At 38.8% G+C, this 26877-nt stretch carries 27 protein-coding genes, 1 tRNA gene and 1 other annotated feature; of the genes, 3 read left to right on the forward strand and 25 right to left on the reverse strand.

Features of this window, described 5'->3' with window-relative positions; all coding sequences use genetic code 11:
- Positions 1-163 precede the first annotated feature (163 nt).
- From yhbH to C1A05_RS14560, 8 genes are all read right to left on the reverse strand, one after another.
- Positions 164-1318, reverse strand: coding sequence for a sporulation protein YhbH (gene yhbH, locus C1A05_RS14525; RefSeq protein ID WP_102028974.1), 1155 nt, complete (start codon positions 1316-1318; stop codon positions 164-166).
- A gap of 341 nt (positions 1319-1659) precedes the next feature.
- Complete coding sequence (gene odhB / locus C1A05_RS14530) at positions 1660-2913, reverse strand: 2-oxoglutarate dehydrogenase complex dihydrolipoyllysine-residue succinyltransferase (protein ID WP_102028975.1); 1254 nt, start codon at positions 2911-2913, stop codon at positions 1660-1662.
- Positions 2910-5756: a 2-oxoglutarate dehydrogenase E1 component gene (locus tag C1A05_RS14535; protein ID WP_102028976.1), complete on the reverse strand. Its 2847-nt coding sequence runs from the start codon at positions 5754-5756 to the stop codon at positions 2910-2912. The genes odhB and C1A05_RS14535 overlap by 4 nt, the downstream gene beginning before the upstream one ends.
- A 473-nt stretch (positions 5757-6229) precedes the next feature.
- Entirely contained in the window at positions 6230-6967 is a 738-nt protein-coding gene (locus C1A05_RS14540; RefSeq protein WP_373419484.1) for a ZIP family metal transporter, read from the reverse strand.
- Between the two features lie 191 nt (positions 6968-7158).
- On the reverse strand, positions 7159-7506 hold the full coding sequence (locus C1A05_RS14545) for a fluoride efflux transporter FluC (protein WP_102028978.1): 348 nt from the start codon (positions 7504-7506) through the stop codon (positions 7159-7161).
- Between the two features lie 6 nt (positions 7507-7512).
- The gene (crcB, locus tag C1A05_RS14550) at positions 7513-7887 is read right to left on the reverse strand and encodes a fluoride efflux transporter CrcB (protein WP_102028979.1); all 375 of its coding nucleotides are present in this window, start codon (positions 7885-7887) and stop codon (positions 7513-7515) included.
- Between the two features lie 161 nt (positions 7888-8048).
- Positions 8049-8369, reverse strand: coding sequence for an ArsR/SmtB family transcription factor (locus C1A05_RS14555; RefSeq protein WP_102028980.1), 321 nt, complete (start codon positions 8367-8369; stop codon positions 8049-8051).
- Between the two features lie 11 nt (positions 8370-8380).
- Positions 8381-9298 (reverse strand): cation diffusion facilitator family transporter, encoded by a 918-nt coding sequence (locus tag C1A05_RS14560; protein WP_102028981.1) that lies wholly within the window; start codon positions 9296-9298, stop codon positions 8381-8383.
- Positions 9299-9456: 158 nt separating this feature from the next.
- Here C1A05_RS14560 and C1A05_RS14565 point away from each other — a divergent pair, with 158 nt between their 5' ends.
- Positions 9457-10038, forward strand: a complete 582-nt coding sequence (locus C1A05_RS14565) for a CBO0543 family protein (protein ID WP_234998582.1) — start codon at positions 9457-9459, stop codon at positions 10036-10038.
- Positions 10039-10123: 85 nt separating this feature from the next.
- Here the strand turns inward: C1A05_RS14565 and C1A05_RS14570 are convergent, their stop codons facing one another.
- Positions 10124-12019: a PrkA family serine protein kinase gene (locus C1A05_RS14570; RefSeq protein ID WP_102028983.1), complete on the reverse strand. Its 1896-nt coding sequence runs from the start codon at positions 12017-12019 to the stop codon at positions 10124-10126.
- Between the two features lie 188 nt (positions 12020-12207).
- Here C1A05_RS14570 and C1A05_RS14575 point away from each other — a divergent pair, with 188 nt between their 5' ends.
- Positions 12208-12717: a hypothetical protein gene (locus tag C1A05_RS14575; RefSeq protein ID WP_102028984.1), complete on the forward strand. Its 510-nt coding sequence runs from the start codon at positions 12208-12210 to the stop codon at positions 12715-12717.
- Positions 12718-12752: 35 nt separating this feature from the next.
- Here the strand turns inward: C1A05_RS14575 and wrbA are convergent, their stop codons facing one another.
- From wrbA to C1A05_RS14645, 16 genes are all read right to left on the reverse strand, one after another.
- A complete protein-coding gene (wrbA, locus tag C1A05_RS14580; protein WP_102028985.1) occupies positions 12753-13364 on the reverse strand; it encodes an NAD(P)H:quinone oxidoreductase type IV in 612 nt (203 codons plus the stop codon).
- A gap of 73 nt (positions 13365-13437) precedes the next feature.
- Positions 13438-14049: an alpha/beta hydrolase gene (locus tag C1A05_RS14585; RefSeq protein WP_200816507.1), complete on the reverse strand. Its 612-nt coding sequence runs from the start codon at positions 14047-14049 to the stop codon at positions 13438-13440.
- A gap of 493 nt (positions 14050-14542) precedes the next feature.
- The gene (locus tag C1A05_RS18090) at positions 14543-14686 is read right to left on the reverse strand and encodes a hypothetical protein (RefSeq protein ID WP_159462087.1); all 144 of its coding nucleotides are present in this window, start codon (positions 14684-14686) and stop codon (positions 14543-14545) included.
- Positions 14687-14748: 62 nt separating this feature from the next.
- Complete coding sequence (locus C1A05_RS18095) at positions 14749-14904, reverse strand: hypothetical protein (RefSeq protein ID WP_159462088.1); 156 nt, start codon at positions 14902-14904, stop codon at positions 14749-14751.
- Between the two features lie 70 nt (positions 14905-14974).
- Positions 14975-15895: a ketopantoate reductase family protein gene (locus C1A05_RS14595; protein ID WP_159462089.1), complete on the reverse strand. Its 921-nt coding sequence runs from the start codon at positions 15893-15895 to the stop codon at positions 14975-14977.
- 370 nt (positions 15896-16265) lie between these two features.
- The gene (gene trmL, locus C1A05_RS14600) at positions 16266-16739 is read right to left on the reverse strand and encodes a tRNA (uridine(34)/cytosine(34)/5-carboxymethylaminomethyluridine(34)-2'-O)-methyltransferase TrmL (RefSeq protein ID WP_102028989.1); all 474 of its coding nucleotides are present in this window, start codon (positions 16737-16739) and stop codon (positions 16266-16268) included.
- Between the two features lie 44 nt (positions 16740-16783).
- On the reverse strand, positions 16784-17656 hold the full coding sequence (locus C1A05_RS14605; protein ID WP_102028990.1) for an amidase domain-containing protein: 873 nt from the start codon (positions 17654-17656) through the stop codon (positions 16784-16786).
- Between the two features lie 58 nt (positions 17657-17714).
- Positions 17715-18359 (reverse strand): AEC family transporter, encoded by a 645-nt coding sequence (locus tag C1A05_RS14610; RefSeq protein ID WP_102028991.1) that lies wholly within the window; start codon positions 18357-18359, stop codon positions 17715-17717.
- Between the two features lie 140 nt (positions 18360-18499).
- A complete protein-coding gene (locus tag C1A05_RS18100) occupies positions 18500-18655 on the reverse strand; it encodes a hypothetical protein (protein WP_159462090.1) in 156 nt (51 codons plus the stop codon).
- Positions 18656-18668: 13 nt separating this feature from the next.
- Entirely contained in the window at positions 18669-19196 is a 528-nt protein-coding gene (locus C1A05_RS18485; RefSeq protein WP_102028992.1) for a methylated-DNA--[protein]-cysteine S-methyltransferase, read from the reverse strand.
- A 35-nt stretch (positions 19197-19231) separates the two neighbouring features.
- Entirely contained in the window at positions 19232-19717 is a 486-nt protein-coding gene (locus C1A05_RS14620; RefSeq protein WP_102028993.1) for a GNAT family N-acetyltransferase, read from the reverse strand.
- A gap of 129 nt (positions 19718-19846) precedes the next feature.
- Complete coding sequence (locus C1A05_RS14625) at positions 19847-21352, reverse strand: malate:quinone oxidoreductase (protein ID WP_102028994.1); 1506 nt, start codon at positions 21350-21352, stop codon at positions 19847-19849.
- A 299-nt stretch (positions 21353-21651) separates the two neighbouring features.
- Positions 21652-22749 carry a metallophosphoesterase gene (locus C1A05_RS14630; protein WP_102028995.1) on the reverse strand — a complete coding sequence of 366 codons (1098 nt, stop codon included), beginning with the start codon at positions 22747-22749 and terminating at the stop codon, positions 21652-21654.
- A 118-nt stretch (positions 22750-22867) separates the two neighbouring features.
- Entirely contained in the window at positions 22868-24001 is a 1134-nt protein-coding gene (gene queG / locus C1A05_RS14635; RefSeq protein WP_102028996.1) for a tRNA epoxyqueuosine(34) reductase QueG, read from the reverse strand.
- 20 nt (positions 24002-24021) lie between these two features.
- Positions 24022-25713 (reverse strand): ABC-ATPase domain-containing protein, encoded by a 1692-nt coding sequence (locus tag C1A05_RS14640; protein ID WP_102028997.1) that lies wholly within the window; start codon positions 25711-25713, stop codon positions 24022-24024.
- Positions 25714-25827: 114 nt separating this feature from the next.
- A tRNA-Gly gene (locus C1A05_RS14645) sits at positions 25828-25901 on the reverse strand.
- Between the two features lie 367 nt (positions 25902-26268).
- Here C1A05_RS14645 and C1A05_RS14650 point away from each other — a divergent pair.
- Complete coding sequence (locus C1A05_RS14650) at positions 26269-26424, forward strand: DUF1540 domain-containing protein (RefSeq protein ID WP_102028998.1); 156 nt, start codon at positions 26269-26271, stop codon at positions 26422-26424.
- 185 nt (positions 26425-26609) lie between these two features.
- Positions 26610-26849 (forward strand) — a binding site (T-box leader).
- Positions 26850-26877: the final 28 nt, after the last annotated feature.

Consider the following 26877-nt stretch of genomic DNA (forward strand, 5'->3'; position numbering starts at 1 on the left):
TTATTCCTTGTATGAAACAACTTAACCACCGCCTTTTATTATTACCTATATTATATCAAATTAACGCGGTGAATTGTTAAAATATCCACATAAAAAATAGGCTGACGAGGGTTTCTCGACAGCCTGAAAGCCAGTAAGTATACTGGCTTTTTTAGTAGGGTATTTACGCTTTCACTTCCTCTTTCTTAAAAAACTCCTTCATCGCAAAAAACACATCTGCTTTTTTATTCAACACATAATATTTAAATTTTGGATTTTCTATTTTTCGGTAGGCGGACATTAATGTGGAGTGACGGTTGTATTGATTCACTTCACCATACCCAAACATGCTCGATTTTTCCATTAGCTCTTCTACTAATTCAACACAGTTTCGGTTATCTGAAGTTAGGTTATCTCCGTCAGAGAAGTGGATTGGATAAATGTTGTATCGAGAGGGGCTGTAGCGTTGTTCAATTAATTCTAGCGCTTTTCGGTAGGCAGAAGAACAAATGGTACCACCACTTTCTCCTTTTGAGAAAAATTCATCCTCTGTTACTACTTTTGCTTCTGTGTGATGCGCGATAAATTCAATGTCTACCGTATCATAATTTTTTCGCAAAAATCTTGTTGTCCAGAAGAAGAAGCTTCGCGCCATATATTTTTCCCAGAGCCCCATCGAGCCAGATGTATCCATAATTGCAATCATCACTGCTTTCGAGTCCGGCTTTTCGATGTCTTCCCACGTTTTATAACGAAGGTCATCTGGATAAAGTGGTTGGAATGACGCGTTTCCGCTTTGCGCATTTCGTTTTAAGGCTTCCATGAGGGTTCTTTTTTTATCAATGTTGCCAGTTAAACCGGTTTTACGAAGGTCACGAAATTCATAATCCGTGTGCATTATATTATCTCGTTCTTTTTGTTCTAAATTTGGTAGCTCTAAGTGTTGAAAAAATTCTTGTTCTAATTCTGCAAAGGAAACTTCTGTCTCGTAATAATCCTGACCAGGCCGGTCCCCAGCCTTATTACCACCTGCCGCTTTTTGCTCTGATTGCGAATCCCTTCCTAATACATCCCCAACTTTACTATCCCCTTTACCTTGGCCCGCGTGTTTATTTTTGTCGAAATTATACTTAATTTTATACTCATTAAGGGAACGTACTGGAATTTTTATTACATCTTTTCCTTTTGACATAATAATGCTTTCTTCCGTAATAAGATCGGGTAATTTTTGTTTGATGGCTTCTTTTACTTTTTCTTGGTGACGTTTTTGATCTTCATGCCCTTTTTTATGGAGGGACCAATCTTCTTCAGAAATCACAAAACTTTTTCGATCATCCATTCATTTCCCTCCTTCTCTTATAGTTACTCTATTCATATGCAGGAATTGGACTTCTTTTCACTCCAAAATTAAGATTTTTATAAAAATGATTGGAATTACTATTCGCCTGAATGAATTTTTATAAAAGTGAAACCTTTCCCATTCCTTATTCGTCTTAATAGATGGTGCATAAATTCTAGTACAATAAGAATTTTGACCTCCCACAAATTTTATATTTTTTTTGAACAAGCCTCGTGCTTGTTCTTTTTTTATCCATTTTTGTAGATAAGGAAAAACTTTCTCCTAATTATCCAAATAAACAAAAACGCCACCTGCAACAGGTGGCGTTCAAATTTAATATTTTAGCCTTCTAATAATAGGCTGTATGGGTCTTCTAGTAATTCTTTTACTTTCACTAAGAATCCTACAGCTTCTGCTCCGTCAATTACACGGTGGTCATAGGATAACGCTAAGTACATCATTGGACGTACTTGGATGGAATCATCTGGCATCACCATCGCACGTTTTTGAATTTTATGCATTCCTAAAATACCAACTTGAGGTGAATTTAGGATTGGAGTAGACAATAAGGATCCAAATGTTCCGCCATTTGTAATTGTGAAGGAACCTCCTTGCAGGTCTCCAAGTCCAAGCTCTTTATTACGAGCTTTTTTAGCTAATGTACCAATTTCTTTTTCAATCGCTGCAAACCCCAGGCGGTCCGCATCGCGTACAACTGGTACTACTAGACCTTCTTCTGTAGATACTGCAATACCTACATCAAAGAACTTCTTGTAAACTAGTTCGTCACCTTGAATTTCAGAGTTTACCGCTGGGTATTCTTTTAATGCACCAACAACAGCTTTTGTGAAGAAGGACATAAATCCAAGTTTTACTCCATGCTTTTCAACGAATTCGTCCTTACGCTCTTTACGAAGCTGCATGATTGCTGTCATATCTACTTCGTTGAATGTTGTAAGCATAGCAGCAGTCTGTTGTGCTTCCACTAAACGTTTTGCGATTGTTTGGCGACGGCGAGACATTTTCACGCGTTCCACTGGCTTCGCAAATTCTGTTTTTTCTTGAGCTTTAGGTGCCTCTGCTTTCGAAGCTTTTTTCGCATTCTCAACTTGTTGACGAGCAGCAGCCTCTACATCCTCAACACGGATACGACCTAGTGGATCTTTTGGATATAGGTCTCCAAGATTAATACCAAGCTCACGCGCACGCTTACGAGTTGCAGGTGAAGCAACAACATCTTGGCTTGAAGTAGATTCTTCCACTACTTCTTCTGTAGCAGCAGGTGCTTCTGTTGCTGTCTCTTTCGGAGCTTCTTCTGTTTTTGGAGTTTCTGCTGCAGGTGCAGGAGAAACTCCAGTACCGTTTTCATCTACCTTTGCAATGACATCTCCAACTTCTACATCGTCGCCTTCTGCAGCAACTAGTTCTGCAATGACACCAGCATAGTCAGAGTTTACTTCCACATTTACTTTATCTGTCTCTAACTCTAAGATCGGGTCACCTTTTTCAACTTTATCTCCTACTTTTACAAGCCATTGTGAGACTGTACCTTCTGTAATCGATTCGGCTAGTTCAGGAACTTTAATTTCTCTCATTTTTCTTTCTCCTCCTCTTTAGACAGCGTTAATGTTTCATTAACAATGCGGCTTTGCTCTGATTTGTGAACATTTGGTTCACCAACAGCTGGTGATGAACGACGAGGACGACCAATAAATTTCAACGTTTGGTTGTCTTTTACAATGTTGTAAAGCTCTTCTTTCACATAATCCCAAGCACCAGCATTTTTCGGTTCTTCTTGTACCCATACAATCTCTTCTACATTTTTGTAACGAGCCAAGATTTCCTCTACTTGTTTCGCTGGGAAAGGATAGATTTGTTCTACTCGAGCCATGTGCAGCCAATCAAAGTTTTGATCCTTTTCCTTTAGAAATGCATCCTCTAACTCTACCATTATTTTACCAGAGCCTAAAACGAGGCGTTTCACTTTGGTTTTCTTTGTCCCTAGTCCTTTTTGCTCGATAACAGGCTGGAACTTGCCTTCGGTGAATGCACTCACTTCAACAGCTGCTTTCGGACTACGTAACAGACTTTTCGGTGTCATGACAACTAATGGACGAGCTGCATCTGTGCCACCAATTGCTGCTTGCCTACGAAGCAAATGGAAGTATTGAGCAGAAGTAGTTACATTTACAACTGTCCAGTTATTCTCTGCTGATAGTTGTAAGTAACGCTCTAGTCTAGCACTGGAATGCTCTGGACCTTGACCTTCATATCCATGTGGTAATAGTAATACCATGTTAGACTTTTGACCCCATTTTGCACGACCTGCTGCAATAAATTGGTCCAAAATAACTTGAGCCGTATTGGCAAAGTCACCAAATTGAGCTTCCCAAATTACGAGAGTTTCCGGTGCCTGCACACTGTATCCGTATTCAAAACCTAGTACCCCAGCTTCAGATAATGGACTGTTGTAGATGTCAAAAGAAACGTTTACATCTTTTAGTCCATGCAGTGGGCTATATTTTTCTTCTGTTTCCACATCGTTTAAAACAATATGACGGTGTGCGAATGTACCTCGTTCACTGTCCTGACCAGACATACGAATTGGTGTACCATCCTTTAAAATAGATGCAAATGCTAGCGCTTCACCTAGACCCCAATCAATTTGGTCATTTTCTAGACCCTTCGAACGCTTATTTAGAATTTTTTCTAGTTTCTTGAAGGCATTGAACCCTTCTGGACGCTCTAACATACTAGCATTAAGTTCATTTAGTAATTCAAAAGAAACCTTCGTTTCAATTTTATCAAGTCCATTTGCTACCGCTTCTGGAACTTCTACTTCTTCCTCTTCGTATACATCTTCCTTCATGCTATCATAAATCGCTTTTAAGTTAGCATGCACCTCATCTTTAAGCGTGTCTAGCTCTGCATCTGAGAATAAGCCTTCTTGCTTTAATTGATTTGCGTATACATGAAGAACGGTTTCATGATTATCAATATCTTTATATAGTGATGGTTGAGTTGAACGTGGTTCATCCATCTCGTTATGACCATAACGGCGATAACCAACTAAATCAATCAAAATATCTTTTTTGAACTTTTTACGGTATTCATAAACAAATGTAACCGCTGTTAAACATGCTTCTGGATCATCCGCGTTTACGTGTAACACAGGAATCTCAAAGCCTTTCGCTAAATCACTAGCATACGTAGTTGAACGTCCATCGGTATTGTTAGTTGTAAAACCTACTAGGTTATTCGCAATAATGTGAACCGTTCCACCAGTTTGATAGCCTTTTAGCTGAGATAGGTTTAAGGTTTCTGCTACAACACCTTCTCCGATAAACGCAGCGTCTCCATGGATTTGAACACAAAATGCACGATCTGTACTTTGTGCTGGATATCCATTTTGATTGCGATCATCTTGTGCTGCACGTGTATATCCCTCTACTACAGGATTTACAAATTCTAGGTGAGATGGGTTATGAGCCAATGTTACTCTTGTTGAATTATTGTCCTTTTGCACATCTCGATCTGCTCCAAAGTGATACTTCACATCACCAGTCCATCCATAGTTTATCCCCGTAGAACCTTCAGAAGGGACAAGCTCTTTATCTGGTGAATGGTGAAATTCAGAAAAGATTTTATCGTAAGGTTTTCCTAACACATGGGCAAGTACATTTAATCGCCCTCTATGTGCCATACCCATCATAATGTGTTGAACTGTATCATTAGCGCCTTTCTCTACTAATTTATCAAGCATTGGAACCATTACGTCCAATCCTTCAATAGAGAAACGTTTTTGCGCTACAAATGTTTTAGCAAGGAAATTTTCAAATCCTTCTACTTCTGCAAGACGTTTCAACAATGCTTTTTTCTCTTCCACATTTAAAGACACATTAAAACGTCCAGATTCTACGTTTTCCGTTAACCAATCTCGCTCCTCTTCATCTTGAACATGATAGAATTCAAATGAAATACTTCCAGAATATCGAGCTTTTAACTGATTCACAACATCTAAACCGTTTTTCACAGAAGTCGGAGCATTTTTCCAAAGCCAGTTCGCTGGCAATGCTCGAAGATCTGCTTCCGTTAACCCGTATGTTTTCGGATCCACTAATGGAGAGTAACGGTTTTTTCGTTTTCCAACCGGGTAAATGTCCGCTTCTAAATGACCATGACGTCTTATTGCTTCAACAAGCTTTAAGGCTTGCGAATACTTTTGAACATCAAAATCTGACCTTTCAGATACTCCGGCTTGTGTTACTCCACTACTTGCAATCCATTCTGGAGCACCATGCTCCTCAAAGATTGCACTCAAGGATGAATCAACTTGACTAGGGTCTTCCAAAAATTTTTCGTACTGTTCTTCAATATACCCCATATTTGGGCCATGGAACTGTTCCCAAACGCTAGTATTTGACCCTTGATTTGACACTTTTCACTACCCCCAATAGAAAGTTCGTATAGAGTGAAACGAGCTTCAAAATAAACGATTCATACTCGAAGTTTCGTTAAACCCTTCTGGGTGTTTGCGACCGCTTACCAAATAGGCATCCATAAGAACAGTCTACTTGGATATACGGGCGACTACCACCGTTTTAAAACCCAATCTTATTATAGTGCTACAACGCAGTAGTCTCAAATCATTTACTTTATGTATTCAATTTGTAATGTAAATGAAATAGGTGCGTTAAAAATATATGAATATACCATACCTCATTAGTATATAAAAAAAGCAGCAAGGAAGAAAGCCCGTTTGTCTAGAAAATTCAACTTTTTTCTACAATTTCTAATGAATAAGCATTCAGATTTTGTAAGATCTGAATGCTTATTTAGACATATGAAATGAATATTCCCTCTCCCATATTAGACAAAGTTTCAAAGGGATATACATGAATACAATACGATTTATCCTAACGCTACATCTAACGTCATCATTATTGCAAAGCCAATCATTAAACACATAGATGCAAGCTGTGTGTGTCCTTTCTCATGGGAGCCCGGGATAATTTCCTTCGCTACTACAAAGATCATCGCACCTGCCGCGAAGCTAAGGGCGTAAGGTAAGATTGGTTGAATGAACAATACTGCAAATGCTCCAACAACAGCTGATATTGGTTCAACCATACCAGAAAACTGACCATACCAAAAGCTCTTCCCTTTAGACATTCCTTCCCGTCTTAGTGGCATTGAAACGGCCATCCCCTCTGGGAAGTTTTGTATCCCTATACCAACTGCGAGTGCGATAGCAGCTGTTAAGGAAGCAGAAGATAAGTCAGAGGCAACTGCACCAAAGGCAACACCAATTGCCAAGCCTTCTGGGATATTATGAAGAGTAACCGAAAAAACAAGTAAGGCTGTTCGCTGTTTTGCTTTTGGATCTTTTATGTCGCTCATTACTTTGTCTTTTACTAACGGTATAAAACGGTCAACCAGCAATAAAAAGAAACCACCTAACAAAAAACCAATAACGGCCGGGAGCCATGGAGGGATTCCATTTGTATCTGCCATTTCAATTGCTGGGGACAGTAGTGACCAAAAGCTTGCTGCAATCATTACGCCACCTGCAAAGGCTAGCATACCATCTAGAAATTTTGGATTTGATTTTTTGGTAAAAAAGACGAATGCAGCACCGAACGCTGTCATTCCCCAAGTAAATAACGTTCCGAGTAATGCTTGAATTATTGGATTTAGTTGAATAAACCAAGCAAACAACTTCTTTCCCCTCTCTTCGTTGTGGATAGTAATAATCTTTTACATCATCATACTTTTTTGCCCTAATACAACTCATGGATATATACATATTCAACGAAGTGGGAAAATGTCAAAACTGATTTTTAAATTAGAATTTCTCCTAGTAGAAAACCGATAAAAGCTAGAGTAATTCCGCCAACATAACTAAGAATCAAATAATAAAGGCCTGTATTTCTTCGATGCTGCAATAATTCCAGTAGTTCTTTGTTAAAGGTAGAAAATGTAGTAAATGCCCCTAAAAAGCCAATTCCAAGAAAAGCATACAAGGAACCTCTTATTCCAAAACAGATGAGCATTCCTAATAAAAAGGATCCAAGCAAATTTGCCAAAAGCGTACCAATTGGCATATTTCGTTTTCCATTCCATTTGCTCATTGCAAAGCGAAGGATTGCTCCAAAGAATCCTCCAATCGCAACCGTTACAGTAGTCATTGCGTTCTAATCCCCCTTTCCAACCCTATAGCCTAAATAGGCCATAATAAGCCCTCCGATGATACTTAGGAATACATATAAGAAAACGAGAATCCACTCGCTCTGACGGGTCAATTGCATCGTTTCGACACTGAAGGTAGAAAACGTTGTGAAAGATCCGATCAAGCCTGTACTAATGGCAGTAACAATCGGTTTCGGCAAACGTAAAGCTGTAGTCGCTCTGAAATGAAAAACGACTAAACAGAATGTACCTATGTAATTAATAAGAAGTGTTCCTAATGGAAAGGGAGTCATCCAAAAAGAGGCAAGGGAAATCGAAACGAGATAACGAAGAACGGCCCCTATCATCCCCCCTATTCCGATATACAAATACTCGCTCATTATTTTTCACATCCACCTGTAGATATGTAGATAAGAAAAACTCCTCCCAATTGGAAGGAGTTCTTTCTTCAAGTTTAAACTGCATACGTAGCTTTCGCAAAAGTTTTTATCAAAATACATGGCATTAGAGAAGAGATGTCTCTTCACTTGCCAAAAAGTGATTAATGGTGTTGGGCATGTTTAATCGTTTGCTCTAGGACATTCATCACATGCTCATCATCTTGAGAATAGTAAATGGTTGTGCCTTCTCTTCTAAATTTTACGAGCCTCAAGTTTTTCAAAAACCTCAGTTGGTGAGAGACATTCGACTGTCTTAAATTTAACTTATCTGCTATCTGATTCACCGAATACTCCTGATCAAATAGTAAGTGTAAAATTTTAATACGTGTTGGGTCTGCCAATGCTTTAAAGGTTTGGGATACGATAAATAAAGTCTCTTCATCTAACAAATCCTTCTCCATTTTTCTATGCTCTTCCACCATTTTTCCTCCTCTTAATGACAGTTATCACAATTTTCATGTGCTTTGGAGTTTTCCCCCTCTAGCTGAATGGTTGTATGTTTAAGATGAAAATGTTCCCGTAATAGCTTCGAAGCTTGATTCAACAATTCATCCCGGTCTGCATTTCCCCTTACCGTTAAGTGACAGCTTAAAGCTGGAAAATCAGACGTAATCGTCCATACATGTAAATCGTGAATACTTTTCACACCAGGAAGTGCCATCAGATGCTCTTCTACATGATCAATGTCAATGTTGGCAGGCTTTCCTTCCATTAACACATGAAAAGAATCCTTTGCTACTCGCCAGCCGCTTATTAATATAAGCAATGATACGAGCACACTTGCTAATGGATCGGCAATATTCCAATTAAAGAAATAGATAAGAAGACCTGCAATTAATGCACCAACTGAACCGAGTAAGTCTCCTAGCACATGCAAAAAAGCACTACGCATATTTAAGTTTTCGTTCGTGTCCCCTTTCATTAGGATCCAAGCAACGAAAATATTAATAATAAGACCAATTGCTGCAATAATCATCATGCTTGGACTAACATTTGGCGGCTCCAAAAACCGATGATATGCTTCATAAAAAATATATATAGAGATAATGATTAACGTGATCCCGTTTAAAAAGGCTGCTAATATTTCAAACCTTTTGTAGCCATACGTTTTCTCTGAATTTGCTGCTTTTTCCCCAATTTTAAAAGCCAGCAAACTTAATCCTAATGCAGCGGCATCACTGAGCATATGACCTGCATCCGAAATGAGGGCGAGACTGTTTGTAAGTAGACCTCCAATAAATTCGATGAACATAAATGTACCAATTAGAATAAAACTGATTAACAATGCTTTTTTGTTCGCATTATGACCGTGGTGATGACCATGATGATCATGGGAATGTGAGTGTCCCATATCACGCACCCCTTTATTTATTAATATATGTGTATCTATTCATATATTAACATACATATGTTGTGTTTTTCGATTTTGTTATTGATAATTTTTAAAAATGTACATATTCTAAATAGCAAATTCCAAATATTAGGATTCTTCTTAGAGGAGTTATGATTTTGTCTACAACAACACTTTCCACAATTGCCTATTATTCTGCTATGGTCATTGGTATCTTCGGCACAATTATGTTTCTACGTTTCGATTGGAAAAGATATGGTCTATTATTTTCTTTAAGTGCCTTTTTTGCTATTTTGCTCTGTTATCTATTCGTAGTATTCGGTTTTTATTCTTTCCCATACATTCCATTGCATCAACTAAAACTTCCTGTCTATACAATGATAGTAACCTTTCCTTTAGGGGTGATGATAGGGGTTCGGTACAGCCCGAGAAAATGGGCTTGGAAAATTCCATTTTACTGGGGATTCATTCATATCGGGGTTTTTATTGAGGTTATGATCAAGCTTCATACAAATCTTTTTCAATTTAGGTTTCAATGGGATATATGGGATTCGTATACTTGGTGGTGGATTTATTTTCTACTTTTCGAATGGATTGGTGGTAAAATAATTCCCAATCATTTGCGTAAGCCCATCCCAATTAAAAAATTTCATTACGGACAATGGGGTTGGTTAATCCTTCATGTTATTGTAATCATCACTATTTTTCTGGCAGGCTATTATTTAGGTAAAGTAAGTTAATATCGGTTTCATAGACGCTTGCACTGTTTATGGTTAAACTCAACAAAAAACATGACCCCATCAGGAGATCATGTTTTTTTGGATGTTAACGATTTAGCAGGCTACCTACATAACGCAGCAATTCATTAGCAGATGTCGTATCATAACCATATTCATCCACTAAGGACGCGATAACCTCATTGATCTTTTTCAATTGCTGTTCATCTGGTGTTTTTGTGGAAGTCGTGATTTTCACTACATCCTTCAAGTCAGCGAACAGCTTCTTCTGAATAGCTTCTCGTAATCGTTCATGAGATTGATAATCGAATCGTTTTCCTTTCCGTGCGTAAGCAGAAATACGAATGAGAATTTCTTCGCGGAAGGCCTTCTTCGCATTTTCCGAAACACCAATCTGTTCTTCAATCGAGCGCATTAGCTTTTCATCTGGCGACATCTCATCCCCAGTTAACGGATCACGTAGCTTTGATTTGTTACAGTATGCCTCCACATTATCTAAATAGTTATCCATCAGTGTCTTCGCAGATTCTTCATAGGAATACACAAACGCCTTTTGCACTTCATTTTTCGCAATTTCATCGTATTCTTTTCGTGCTACAGATATAAACGTGATGTAGCGCTCTTTATCTTCTTTTGAAATCGACGGATGATTGTCTAGCCCATCCTTCAAGGAGCGAAGGACATCGAGAGCGTTAATGGAATTGGACTCCTTTTTTATAATGGCTGAGGAAATACGATTCATAATAAAGCGGGGGTCAATACCATCCATCCCCTCCTCCGAAAATTCCTTTTTCAACTCCTCCACATCTACTTCACTAAAGCCTTCTACATTTTGCCCATCATATAGGTGCATCTTTTTCAATAAATCAATATCTTGCCGCTTCGATTCCTTTAATCTTGTTAAAACAGAGAAAATCGCAGTAATTTTCAACGTATGCGGAGCAATATGCACATCCTTCATATTACTTTCGTTAATCATCTTTTGATAGATTCGCTCTTCCTCACTAACCTTCAAGTTGTACGGAACAGGCATGACAATCATCCGAGAATGAAGTGCTTCATTCTTTTTATTCGCAATAAAGGAACGATACTCCGATTCGTTTGTGTGTGCGATGATGAGTTCATCCGCACTAATCAACGCAAAGCGCCCCGCCTTAAAATTCCCTTCCTGTGTTAAAGAAAGCAAGTGCCATAGAAACTTTTCATCACTTTTTAAAATTTCCTGAAACTCCATTAACCCCCGGTTCGCTACATTTAGCTCACCATCAAAACGATAGGCGCGGGGATCGGATTCTGAGCCGTATTCTGCAATTGTGGAAAAATCTATCGAACCAGTTAAATCCGCAATGTCTTGCGATTTTGGATCGGACGGGCTAAAGGTACCAATTCCTTTCCGTTTGTTCTCCGATAAAAATACTCTTTCCACGAGCACATCTTCAATTCTACCATCGTATTCTTGTTCCAGACGCATCATGTTAAGTGGAGATAGATTACCTTCAATTTTGATGCCATACTCCTCATAAAAATCATCACGTAAATGTTGCGGGATTAAATGTAGAGGGTCTTCATGCATTGGACACCCCTTAATTGCATATACCGCTCCTGAATCGGTATAGGAAAACTTCTCTAATCCCCGCTTCAACATCGTTACAATTGTGGATTTCCCTCCACTCACGGGTCCCATTAGAAGCAATATACGTTTACGTACATCCAATCGCTCAGCTGCTGGGTGAAAATATTCTTCTACAAGTCTTTCTAACGCTTCTTCTAATCCAAATAACTCATTACTAAAAAATGTATATTCTTTATGCCCGTTTTTTTCTTCCACACCAGCACTTTTAATCATTTGATAAATTCGAGAATGTGCGGATTGAGCAAGGTATGGCTTTTCTTTGAGAAGCTCCAAGTAATCTCGGAAGGTGCCTTCCCAACGAAGCTTCTCCTCCTCTCTCCGATCCTTCTCGATTCTATTTAGAATATCCATTCACCGACCTCCCATTTTTTTGTATTAGATTTACGGTGATTATACGATTTGTACAATATATGTCGAGGACGAGCTAATCATGAATTTTATTAGGGAAAAATGTATTCCTATAAAGTCACTGGAATATAAAGGGAATTTAATAAGATTGAAGAATCTAATAAAGATGAAGAACTTTATCGGAGGAATGTATGATTTTTATTTTGAATATAGGCATGTTGTTTTTATATTTATTAATACCAATCTTATTGATTAAGTTAATCCATGCCATCATAAAGCAAAAACCAAGAAAAATTTTGATTCAAATTGCTACAACCATCATTATTGGAATACTTATTTTTGTCTTATATTATTTGCCTAAAGAATACGACTTTCGAAGCAATTACGAGTATCATATCGATTATGGTGAGTCATTTTATAATTTAACAAAGGAACAGAAAGAAATATTTACAGACCTATTAAACGAGCAACTGTTCCAACGAAATATAGAAAAAACAGTATTAAATCCAGGTCCATATCCAGCTGGACAAGCGATAACGATTTTCATTCCTGAAATGGGTCATACAACGATACATGTTCGACTCGATAAGGTTCACTATTCCTATCTCCAGGATGGTGCGCAGCTTTATACTATTTTAGATGCGGAACCATTTAAAGACCAATTGGTTGATTTTGTGAAGAAGTTGGAACTTAAAAATTAGAAAAGAGCTGATCGTCTGTGATCAGCTCTTACTCGTTATTGTTTACCTTTTTTTACCCAGCTTGCCACTTCCACTGTTCGCTTCGCCTGATGTTTTACCGCTCCTTCAACATCCTCTACCATTTTCCCATCCTGACCTTGGGAAACACTTGTACCATATGGATTTCCGCCGGCACCAAACAATACAGGATCTGAGTAGCCTGGTGGCACCAATATAGTCCCCCAATGCATCATAGACGTATAAAGCGCTAAAACGGTCGCTTCTTGTCCACCGTGCGGATTTTGTGCAGAGGTCATCGCACTTACGACTTTGTTCACTGTTTTTCCACTTGCCCAAAGCCCACCTTGTGTATCAAGAAACTGCTTCATTTGAGACGGAACATTCCCAAAGCGTGTTGGGACACTGAAGATGAGTGCGTCCGCCCATTCAATATCATCGGACGTTGCAATCGGAACATCTTTTGTAGCATCTACATGGGCACGCCATGCTGGATTGGAATCAATTGCTTCATCAGGTGCAAGCTCCGGTACCTTTAACACCTTCACTTCCGCTCCAGCATCCTTTGCTGCTGCTTCTGCCCATTGAGCAAGCTGATAATTTGTCCCTGTAGAACTGTAATAAATGATCGCTAGATTGACATTCGCCATATGTAATCGGACTCCTCTACTTTAATTTTTACTATCAAAAGTTAGAGTGCCCAACTGTAAAATTTCTAATCTTTTACCCAAAATTTTTCCGAAACCAATCCGCAGCTGCTTCTACTTCGCCTCTTGTTAATTGGTGTCCATAATTTTCCCAGTGAAGAACCACATCTGCACCTGCATCCGTCAATAAATTGTTCAAGTCATTCGATTCCTGCGCCGGACAAATTGGATCATTAGTCCCTGCAGCAATAAAGACTGGAGTACCATTTAAGGAAGGTAGTTCGATTCCGCGTCTTGGGACCATTGGATGATGCAGAATTGCTCCTTTTAAGCTATCTGCATAATGGAATAATAAACTCCCCGCAATATTTGCCCCATTCGAATAACCAATTGCTACAATGTTGTTGCGATCAAACTTATATTCCTTTGCTGCATCATCTAAAAATTGATAAAGCTCCTTTGTGCGAGCAACAAGATCCTCTTCATCAAAAACCCCCTCAGCCAAGCGACGGAAAAAGCGAGGCATTCCATTTTCCAATACATTACCTCGAACACTTAAAATCGATGCCTCTTGATCTATCATACCAGCCAAAGGTATTAAGTCCTCTTCCGTACCACCAGTCCCATGAAGTAATAGCAAAACCGGTTTATTCGGATTTGTACCCTTTTTAAATATATGTTTCAACATAAGCCCTCCTTATCCTGTTATACATCTCGATTTCGAGATAATTATAAATTAGATGTAGTCGTATGTCAAAAAGGCAGCTTTGATTCGGGGCTTTTCTTATTATTAGTAATAAATTGGGGTGTTATGTTCCGGATTTTGCGGATTATGAATCAGTAATGGTATGTTGTGATTCATCTTCGGCATGGTGCGTTTCACTTGAGGCATTTTGTGTTTCACTATCAGGTGCTTATGTTCCAAACCTGTTCCTATGTTTCAGCTTGACACTTTTATGTGCCACATACTGCTTTTTATGTTCCAGCTTCGCACCCTTTTGTTCCATCCTCTCCCCATTGTGTTCCACTCCTACCTTTGTGTTTCACCTGCACCTTCTTCTATGCCAAACTCCGCATCTTATGTTCCAACTTCGCACCCTTTTGTTCCATCCTCTCCACTTTGTGTTCCACTTCTATCCTTATGTTTCATCTGCACCTTCTTCTTTGCCAAACTCAACATCTTATGTTCCAGCTTCCCACCCTTTTGTTCCATCCTCTACCCATTGTGTTCCACTCCTACCTTTGTGTTTCACCTGCACCTTCTTCTGTGCCACATACTGCTTTTTATGTTCCAGCTTCGCACCCTTTTGTTCTATCCTCTCCACTTTGTGTTCCACTCCTACCTTTGTGTTTCACCTGCACCTTCTTCTGTGCCAAACTCCGCTCCTTATGTTCCAAATTCGCACCCTTTTGTTCCATCCTCTCCCCCTTGTGTTCCACTCCTATCCTTGTGTTTCATCTGCCCCATCTTCTGTGCCAAACTCAACATCTTATGTTCCAGCTCCGCACCCTTTTGTTCCATCCTCTCCCACTTCTGTTCCACCCACCGCACCTCATGTCCAAACCGCACCCATTCAACCAAAAAGCCCCTTCCATCCAGAAGGGGCTTTACACTATAAATTCGTTCCATTTTTATAAGGATGCAACAGTGCATACACTGCTCGTAAGCATGGTGTTGCGACTCCTGTTTCTTCTCCAACCTTAATCAAAAATCCGTGCAGGCTATCCAACTCAAGTGGGAGACCTTTCTCCAGGTCGCGATGCATAGAGGAGGTCATTGTCTCGGATAGTCCATGTAGTTTGGTAAGGGTTTTTTCAACTGTATCCTCTGGTAATTTAACATCGCGAGCAATGGCTAAATCATATAGTTCTTGAACGAAGTCCGCTAAAAATTGTGCGGTGACGGGATCCTTTGTTGCGACTCCGATTGGCTGTCTCATGCTGGAGGTAATCCCACTAAGTGATGTTAAAAAGATGTATTTTTTCCACATTTCTGCTAAGATTTCATTGCTAGCCACGACGTCAATTCCTGAGGATTTCATCATATCGTATAGTTCCATTACAATCCCTTGTTGACTATCGTCCAATGCTCCAATGACTACATCTTGCATTGGACTTGTTTGAACAACATCGCCTGCCGCGTTTAATGTGGACTCCACATAACAAAGGCCACCGATCACATTTTTCAACCCATATCTAGAAATCAATAAATCCAAATGCTCCACACCATTTAATAAAGGTACAACTTTTGCTCCTTTAGTGACTAGTGCATCCATTTGAGGCAATGCTTCTTCTAAATGATAGTTTTTCAATGCTACGAGAACCACTTCTGGATTTTCAATTTCCTCAATATTTTTCACTATTGTTGGCTTTAACGAAAAGCTTCCGTTCACACTATCTACAACTAGGCCTCTTTCTTCCAGCTGTTTATACCGTCTTTCCCGAACGTAAAACGTAGTCGGATATCCTTTCTGAGCAAGCTTTCCTCCAAAATATCCACCAACTGCACCAGCGCCTAACACAACGATATTCAATTTATTTTCCTCCTTCACTACACGTATCTACCTTCCAATTTCGCGATATATAGAAAAAAACCCTTTTAATAAAAGCTATTGATTAACAAAATAAAAATGATAAAATTGAAAATTAGAGGAACATCTTTAACAAATTGTTAAATTCCATTTTATTTGGTGTATAATAAGAATTACAATTTGTACATATGAAGTACCCATAAAGGAGGACATCTTTATGACAATGAAATTATTTTTACTTATAGGCGTGTCGGTTACTTTCTTAGTTTCCATCTTTACGGCAGGTTACAACTCTAAAAAGGGTTAATGAAAAACACATTTACTAGGACAAAAAAGGCTAACCAATAGGGAAAATCCCGTTTGGTTAGCCTTTTTATTTAAGATTAGGAAAACCTTGTTGACGCAACGCTTCGTAAATAATAATCGCTGCAGTGTTTGAAAGGTTTAAAGAGCGAATTTTGTCTGTCATATGAATTCGCAGACACTTCTCTTCTTTTCCGATTAACAGTTCTTTCGGGATTCCATTCGTTTCTCTTCCAAATACGAAGAAAATATCTTCCTCTGAATTACTAAAATCGTAATCCGTATAATGCTTCGTACCAAAGTTTTCAATATAATAAAACGTTCCTTCTGGATACGTATCGTAAAGCTCTTGAATGGAATCATAATAGTTAATTTTTACATCGTGCCAGTAGTCCAAACCTGCGCGACGTAACATTTTATCATCTGTCGAAAAACCTAACGGACGAATTAAGTGCAATGTTGTATCTGTACCTAAACAGGTCCGTGCAATGTTACCAGTATTAGCAGGAATCTCTGGTTGATATAAAACGACATGTATTCCCATTTTCTCACCTCATTGATTGCTTAACCCAATTATTATACCATAGGTTAACCACCAATTCGGAAAAATTTGTACTGACAGTTTATGGTCCATGCAGTAGAATCTTCATATTTCCAATTTCTATGTCTACTATTATGAGTATGGGCGTTTACGAGGGGCTCTCCGTATTGATCTTTTGCTACCACAATCGTTGTATGGTTCCATTTCCCATCTCCTTCAAAATCATAGCAAATAATATCCCCTGGCAATAAGTCTGTCGCTTTGTCCACTTCTATTGCAGTTAATCCTTTATTTGCGCTAGCTAAATACCATCTCAACGCATTGGAAACCGACCAGCTATAGCTCCAATTTGTACCGCTATACCACCAGCCTCTGGAGCGATTGGGCTCTCCCCACATTCTTGCTCCGCCTGCACGTAAGCATTGAGAGATAAAATTCGTACAATCATCCTCAAAATGATGGTATTCCGGATTGTATTCATTCCACCATCGTTCCGCATATTGAACCGCTTTTCTTCGATCATATACGAAAGGTCTCATCACTCGTTGTCCTTCCGAATCATCCTCGAGATCAGGAACGAACTTTGCCTCCTCGCTATCTACCACATCTTTTTGGGCTCTCATAATCTCATGAGAAACGATTCTTTCTCCTTCTAATACAGCTCGAAATGGAAGGAGCTCTTCTTCTATGAAAATATTTTCTTCTTGCTTTAATAAAAATAACAAATGCAATAAATAGGTCACTTCCGCTTTCGACCGTTCCTGAGTGATAAGCTGAAAAACCTGTCCTTCCCCTGTTATTTGTAATACCTCTATATTTCGTTTATCAAAATCATTTTGTTTTTGTTTCCACCAATCTAGCTTTTCAGGTGCATCTTTTAAAATGCTTTCCCATTGTTCCTTTAGTTTGTGCTTCCTCATTCGGATTTCCACCTCCATCTTTACTATATGAAGGGGTACCGTGAAAAAATGATAGTTTTTATATTCCAACTAAGAAAAGTAACAAGATTGTTAAGGTGAGTAAGGAACTAATTGTGGTGGCAAGAATCCATTTAGGCATTTGTTCATAGAGGGTCTTATAACGTTCCGCAAATACATAAGCCATTGCCCCGGTTGGCAAACCCGATAGAATAATAAGTGCAATTGCCCATGTTTCCTCTAACGGAAAAGCAAATCGTATAAGCAAAAAGGCAAGAATAGGCTGAACAAAAAGTTTTAAACTTAAGATTATGGAAAGCTCGGAAATCTTTATTTTCTCCATTGGGATACCTTTGTCACGGACAAGCCCAAAACCCAAGGCAAAAAGCGCAGTAGGGCCTGCTGCATTTCCTAATGTTTCACAAAATACTTGTACGGAAAGTGGTACATCGATTTTTAACATAGCTACAAGGATACCTAATAGCAAAGCGATGTTAATCGGATTGAAGCAAATCGTTTTAAGTAATCGTTTGAGTATTGGTGTTTGATGTTTTTTTCGTAATTCAAATGAGACTATTACGAAGGTGATAAGCAATACATCGTACATAAAGGTTGCTATCGCAGCAGGTACTAAAGCTTCTTGTCCAAAAGCTGCAATCAAAAGGGGGATGCCAAGAAACCCAGTATTCCCATAGGAAGAAGCCATTCCATACAGAGATAATTCTGGAAACCTTTACTTAAAAAACAACCTGAATAATAGGATGGCGAGCAAAAAGCCAGTTACAATAATAATGGCATTCGCATACATAAAATTCCGATTCGAGATGTCTTCCAGCGGAGCTGTTGCTATGGAGTAAAATAAGATGGCAGGTAATGCGAAAAATAGACAAATAGATTTAACGTTTGAACACTAGCACTAGGTAAAAGCTTTCCTTTTTTCGCAATAAAGCCACATAATAGGATTGCAAAAATAGGTAGGATATTGTGAATTAGGATGGACATAATTTCCCCCTTATTACATTTCCATTACTTGCTGGCCACGCTCATGATCTAGTAAAAATTCCTTTTTTTCCAGCCCCCCATTATAGCCTACCAGCTTGCCACTTTTGCCAATTACGCGGTGGCACGGAGCGATGATGCTAATTGGATTTCGATTCACAGCACCCCCAACTGCTCGGACAGCTTTCGGAGCTTGAATTTTATCCGCAATGTCTTTGTATGAGCATGTTTCTCCATAAGGAATGGTAAGCAAACAATTCCAAATCTTTTTTTGAAAATCCGTTCCATAAAATTGAAATGGAATCGTAAATGAATTGCGCTTCCCTTCAAAATACTCACTCAATTGACGCTTTACCTCCATTACTGGTTCGCCTTTATGTTGGAATATAGGAGCTGGAAAGTACTTTTTTGCCCATCCTTTGAGATAGGATTCCCTTTCCGCTCTAGTACCAAATTCGATATAAAGTAAAGCCGTCTCACTAGAAAGTATAGTAATGGGACCGATTGGCGTTTCCATTTCATCTAAAAATAACATCTTTTTCATAAAAACACCTCTTTTCTAGATATGGGGATATACGTCTAAACTTGAAGAACCATTCGGACTGTTTTTAAAGTATGACCATCAAAATCATCGTCAAACTCCTCTACAAGTTGAAATCCCTTCGCTTCATAAAATGTTCTTCCAATGGTATTATCCTTTTCTACATTTATATAAATGGATTGGACACCATCAATATGGTGTATTCCTTTATGTAACAGGTGAGATCCAATACCCATTCCTTGGTATTCGGGATAGATGTAAATAGCACCTAGCTCTACTTCCCCGATCTCTTTTACTGGTGAGAAGTTTGCAAAACCAACAACCTTCTTTTCTACTTCTGCTACGAATAGAAAAGAGCCCAACAACCGTTTTTTCATCATTTCATCACTATAGGCAGATTGTAGAAAACGTTCTTGTACCGCATTCGGTATAATTCCCTCATAGGTTGCATGCCAGCTTTTCTTGGCAATATCTTGAATTTGTTTGATATCGTTTGCCTTTGCTTCTCTAATCACAATATGCACTATGATCTCCCCTTATCCCTTTTCACCCATATTAACATAGTAGCGAAGTGAGACGTATAAAACGATAAAAAAAAATCATTCTATAAACAAAAAGAACCCTCAATGCATTCATTGAAGGTTCCCTCTCTATTAGGAACTAAAGGCTTTTTCCTTCTGGCTTAGTCCAAGTATCTCCGCTGTAGAACGATGAACTTCATCTAATAATTCACGATTATCCATTAAGGACATACCATAGGAAGGAATCATTTCTTTCATTTTTGGCTCCCACTGATTCATGTATTCTGGAAAGCATTTTTGAATAACTTCAAGCATGACGTGAACAGCAGTAGACGCACCTGGTGAAGCACCTAATAACGCCGCAATAGAACCATCAGCCCCTGTAACTACTTCTGTACCAAACTGGAGCGTACCTTTGCCGCCTGCTTCTGTATCTTTAATTACTTGTACGCGTTGTCCTGCAACTACTAAATCCCAATCCTCGCTTTTCGCATCCGGGATAAACTCTCGTAATTCGTTCATCCGTTTTTCCTTTGACAATAACACTTGCTGAATCAAATATTTTGTCAGTGGCATTTGTTTTGCACCTGCAGACAACATCGTAAATATGTTGTACGGTTTAATGGATTTAAATAAATCTAGATTAGAGCCTGTTTTTAAAAACTTTGGTGAAAAGCCAGCAAATGGACCAAATAGTAGCGACTTTTTGTTATCAATATATCTTGTATCAAGGTGCGGTACGGACATTGGTGGTGCTCCAACCTTTGCCTTACCGTATACCTTCGCGTTGTGCTGTTCCACTACTTCTGGATTATTACATACCATAAATAATCCGCTTACAGGGAATCCACCAACATGCTTTCTTTCCGGTATTCCAGACTTTTGTAGCAGAGGTAAGCTTCCTCCACCGCCACCGATAAAGACAAACTTAGCAGTATGACGTTCTACAGAACCAGTATCGAGATTTTTTACCTTCACTTCCCACATGCCGTCTTTATTTCGCTTCAAATTGCTAACTTTATGGTTATACTGCACTTCTACATTTTTATTTTCTAAGTGATCAAACAGTCTGCCCGTTAAGGCACCAAAATTCACATCTGTTCCAGTGTCGATTTTCGTAGCTGCTATCGGTTCATCGGATTCGCGATTTTCCATAATGAGCGGAATCCATTCCTTTAACTTGATCGGATCATCCGAAAATTCCATTCCTTCAAATAATGGATTGTTTGATAGCGCTTCAAAACGTTTCTTTAAAAAAGCTACATTGTCCTCACCTTGAACGAAACTCATGTGTGGCAATGGCATAATAAAGTCTTGTGGATTATGTATTAATTTGTTGTTCACTAAATAAGACCAAAACTGTGTGGAAACTTGAAACTGTTCATTAATTTTTATTGCTTTACTAATATCTATTGATCCATCTGGTTTCTCAACTGTGTAGTTCAGCTCACACAATGCCGCATGTCCCGTCCCGGCATTATTCCATACGTTTGAGCTTTCTTCTCCTGGTTTTCCGAGCTTTTCAAATACTCGAATGTTCCAATCCGGTACTAACTCTTTCAACAGTGTCCCTAAAGTTGCACTCATGATCCCTGCACCAATTAAAATGACGTCTGTTTTCGTCTCTCTGTTGCTCATTTTAACCAACCTTTTCCCATAAAATTTGCAGAAAAGATGTAGGTGTTATACCCAAAACGTGTCACACACCTTTTCTGTATCCTATATAATCATATCATAGAGTTACAAAATAATAGATAGATTACGATAAACTATTATCTGATTATTATAAACGATTTAGAGCTAATTAAAAAGAGAAGTTTACGTAATAGGTTCTTACGAAGACTATTTTCATTTTAGTAAAGTAGATTCATTATTTCAATAAAATATAGGCTGGCTTATTCTATTTCCCAGAAAATAACAAGAGAGTGTATTTCGTCTTACATTATGGTCTCTTTTAACACCCAGCCAAGTTTCCCATCTTTCTTTATTAATGCATATCCGGAGCAGTTTGGATCAACTAATGAAATCCGATCACCTTTGCGTACGCTTATTTGAGCACAAGACACATCGGCCTTTACTGTAAACCTATCTTCATCCTGTTTTATTATGTATTCATTTTTTACATAGAGTTGTTGGTTCGTCTCAATCTGGCGACAAATCGTAAAATGCTCACCACGTTGAAGAGGGAGAATATCATAATGTGGATATTGAATGGCCCCCTTCGCCATCACGTCGTTTGCTTGAAAATCTTTCAACACTTTACAGGTTGGAAAATGGTCCACAAACATATGCGAAAAAGAATCCTCACCATCCGCAGTTTGAATAATGAACGCATTTAGCTGTCCGGTTGATTTAATAACATTCCCACCATCTATTGCTATTATTTTTTTCTTTTTATCTATAATTGGATTGTTTGTAGGGATATCTGACTTATAATTGACTACTGGCCAATGACCTACGATAACAAATTTATCCGCATGGTGTTCCTTTTCTAAAAAGGACGGCATAGAAATGGCATTTAGACGATCTGTTTCCTTCCAATTTTCACAATTCTCTAGTCCTGCATGAACAAATAGATACTTATCCGTTTCAATGACGGTTGGTAAATGGTAAAGCCATTGAATTTCTTGATTGTATTTTTCCATTACGAGCTCTTTTATTTCTTGCACTTTTGTCTGTTCCCCAATAGAAAATCCTATTTCATCAAGCCATTCATTAATAAGAGCATGCTTTCTTGCAAGAAGATAGTCTATTAGCTTTGGATTTTCATCGAGAAGATCCTCTACCAACGTATCACAATTACCTTCTAACACATGTACATTTGGATTATTTTGAGACAGTTCCATTACGTACTGTACGACCTCTTTACTATTGCTTCCTTTTTCACAAAGGTCCCCATTAATAATTAGATAGTCATCCGCACAGAACTCTACTTTATGTAAAAGATTTTGGAAAAGATTAATTTCCCCATGTATATCCGAAATTACGATTACTCTACTATTTACCGGAATCGAAATACTTTTTATCTTATCCATACGCATACTCCCTCATTTGTTGTTTTATACCGTAACAATATTCGACAACATTTACCTATCTCCTTTTTCTTCTTACCATATTTAGCAGATTAAAAAAGCAGCCGATATCACGACTGCCTTACACTTTGGGTAATAATGCTAGCCCTTTTTTCATTTCAGCTAACACTTGCTCATCCTTTTCTTTTTCCATTGCTTTTATGATCGCATCTTCGCTTTCTCTTGTTCCGATTTTACCTAATGCCCATGCGGCGGTTCCGCGAATTACTGGGCGAGGATCATGTTGCATAACATCGATTAGATCCTCCACTGCAGTTTCATCACGGTAATTTCCAAGTGCAAGAATAGCATTTCGTTGAATCGGCTTTTTCCCTCTCCAGGAACCAGAAACAAATCCGAATTTCTCTTTGAATTCTCGATTGGACATTTTTAAGAGTGGGCGAAGCTTTGGTTTTGCAATTTCCGGGTCTGGTTCCATCTCATCATGCAGGTGAAAGTTCTTCCCTTTATTTTTCGGACAAACTACCTGACACGTATCACAACCGTACAAACGATTTCCAATTTCATTACGAAAATGCTCTGGCAGGAAATCCTTTGTCTGGGTAAGGAACGCAATACATTTTTGGGCATTTAATTGACCACCTTGCACCAACGCACCCGTAGGACAAATATCAATACAAAGTGTACAATCTCCGCAATCCTCTTCCAGTGGTGTATCCGGCTCAAAAGGAATATTCGTAATCATTTCACCTAAGTAGACGTAGGAGCCAAATTCTGGTGTAATAATCGAACAGTTTTTCCCGCTATAGCCAATACCCGCTCTCTCTGCTACTGCACGATCGGAAAGCTCACCTGTATCTACCATTATTTTGTATTTTGCATCCGGATGCTTTTGTTTTAAAAATTCTCCCAGTTTCTCTAGCTTCTCCCGGAGGATATGGTGATAATCCTTCCCCCAGGAAGCACGACAAAATTGACCTCGGCGCTCCCCTTTCGTACTTCTAGGTGCATTTTCCATTTTGGAGGGATATGCTAACGCAATGGAAATGATCGACTGTGCCTCGTCAAATAGTAGCTTCGGAGTTGTTCTTTCTTCAGGATTTCCTTTTTCAAATCCAGATTGGAAGCCTAACGCTTGTTGCGTTCTTAACCTTTCCTTCAAGGTAGAAAATACATCGACAGAGGCAAAACCAATTTTATCAATTCCAATTTCTTTACTATGGTGAATCACTTCTTCTTTTAACACTTGAAACATTGCATCTCCCTCCTTTCCGTTTATTTTATTTTCGCATGACGTATACGATTTAAGGTTGCTGCTATTTCAAATTTTCGTGGTCTCGCTAGTTCTCCCGGATGTTCAGTTGGATTTTTGGAAAAAGATGCAAGACCATGCTTCTCGATTTGATTTTCAATTTGTGCGAGCAATTCTTTTAAACAAATGTTCCTTTTTAACCAGCCTTGGCGGTCTACATAATGAAGGATCTCTGCAATCATGCGAGTTTGAGATGGATCTACTAACTGCTCTACTTGGGAAAGGTCAATGGTCGTTCGCCCCATGATGATGGAATGAAGGCCCTTAGTCTGCACTTTCTGTTTGTTTCCTTTTCGTGTATCTATTGTATTTGGTAAAAAGATTCTATCTGTAACCTTACCAAAGGATTCTGCTGTATTATTGCGAGACATTGGGTATTTCGCAACGATGTTTTTTACCTTTTCCGTAACATTAAAAGGTACGTACTCATCTAACATAATACAACAATCACAAACATCAAAATAGTCACCAGAACCACCCATTACTAAAATGGTAGATACGTCTCGCTCATCTCTTAGGTATGCTATTTTATCAATAAATGGGGTAATCGGTTCTTTTTCTTGCACGACAAGCTCCTGCATCCGATGGTCTCGAATCATAAAATTGGTTGCACTTGTGTCCTCATCCATAAGTAACGTTGTTGCACCAGCCTCTAATGCTTCCACCACATTAGCCGCCTGAGAAGTGCTGCCACTAGCATTCTCCGTGCTAAATCGTTCCGTATCTGCCCCATATGGTAAATTGTTAATAAAAGGGGATATGTTCACTGATGTGATGGAACGTCCGTCCTCTGCTCGAATTTTCACAGCATTTGGGTCGGTAAGTACATACTCTCTTCCATCACCATCAATATGAGGATACACGCCTCGCTCTATCGCGTTCAAGAGGGTACTCTTTCCATGGTACCCTCCCCCAACAATTAACGTAATACCTTTTGGAATCGCCATACCAGACAACGGTTCATCGCGATGTGGGATGGAAAAGGTAACTCGGTTTTCAATGGGGCTTTTAAACCGAATGGCATTCTTTAACGGACGATCACTTACTCCACTTTCCCGTGGTAAAATCGATCCATCCGCGATAAAACTCACCCAACCATTCGCAAACATTTCCGCACGTATGGCATCATGTTGATCAGCTAAGTGCATGACTTGTTGGATGGTTTTTTCTTCAACTGTGAAGATGGATTTTTCCATCACATCTGGAATGATCGTACAAAATAGCTTTTCTGCTTCTTTGCCATTTATTCGGCGACCATTTGCTGGTAAACCTATGGATAGACAGATTATGGTTTCCGTTTCCGTTATTGTTACAGCTGTTCTTTCCAGTATTTCTTGACCTGGCTCATCGATTAGCACAAGTCCACTTTTTCCAGAGCCCCTTATGTTAGAAGTAGTGCGCTTTATTGCTTTTGCAATTTGTCTTGTTAAGCAGTCTTCCACATAGATTTTCCTTGATTTTGAAGTTAGCCATTCGTATTTCATACGAAACTTACTATTCGGCACAATTATGCGAATTTTGGATGGTGATGCGAATGGATCCCCTTGGACATAATCTATTATTAGTTTGTATTTTGGAAAATGCACTTCCGTATGCTGTAATTCCTTGTAAGCTTTATACCCTTTTCCATCAATCCGTCGTAAAGTGGTTTGCATGGGTGCCTGTCACTCCCCGAATTTTGTCGAATTTTGTAAAATGTACATATTAAAAAACGCAATGCTTCGTGGCAATCCAGACGAAACACTGCGTTGGTAACGTAGTTAAATTTATGGAGCGGGTGATGGGAATCGAACCCACGACATCAGCTTGGAAGGCTGAGGTTTTACCATTAAACTACACCCGCAATTACTATAGTTTGTTTACTTCTTTGTTAAGATGTTTTTAATTATATCAACCGTTTTTTAAGATTTCAACAGGAAATTTTAACTTTTATTAATTTATGTTTAATTTTTGTAAATGTGCAGCCTTTTTTGGATCCTATTGAATGCTTGTCTTGCAGGTCTTTTCGCCTGTTGCAGCATGCTATAGTCACCTGCATATTTTATTGTCGAAAAAATTCATCTCTTTCATCATTTTAACTAAAAACAATAAAATTAAACATTTCATTTATATTTCTATTATCACCCATTATTGGTTCACATTTTTTGCTTTCATTTTTGCATGTTTCCTACTACTTTTGGGCTTCCTAATAGGTACAGGGGGTGTTGACTTTGGCTCAAGATGTTTTATGTGAAGTGAGAAACTGCAAATATTGGTCTGAAGGCAATCGTTGTTCTGCCGATGCCATATATGTAGTAAGCCACCATGGCGAAAAAGCTTCCAACCAGGAAGAAACAGATTGTAAAACGTTCGAGCCAGAACATTAATTGCCTCGCTGTATCATGTACCTGAGCCTATGATTCGGCTCAGGTGCATTTTTTGTATTTCGACAAAATTCGGGTGGTGCCAGGCACCCAAAAACCCGATCCTCCACTAAACTTAAATTTTTCCAAAAACTCATTGACTTATTTGAAGATTCTGCTAAGATTATAAAAAATATATCCTTTAATACATAAATGCGGTGAAGAAGACAAGTATATCGTTTCTGAATCGAAAGAGAGCTGATGGTTGGTGTAAATCAGCGTTTCGTACGATGTATTCCACTTTGGAGCAGGTAGATTGAATGTGAGTAGGTCTACTCGGAGCATGCCCGTTATGCATTGCAAGCCGTACAATGAAGGCTGTTTCTAATTGAAATACAGTTACAGCAAAAAAGGGTGGTACCGCGTAAATAAACCTTTTCGCCCCTTATACCTAAGGGATGAATGGGTTTTTTTGTT

It is taken from the genome of Salirhabdus sp. Marseille-P4669 (assembly GCF_900240405.1).
Lineage (GTDB): Bacteria > Bacillota > Bacilli > Bacillales > Alkalibacillaceae > OEQK01.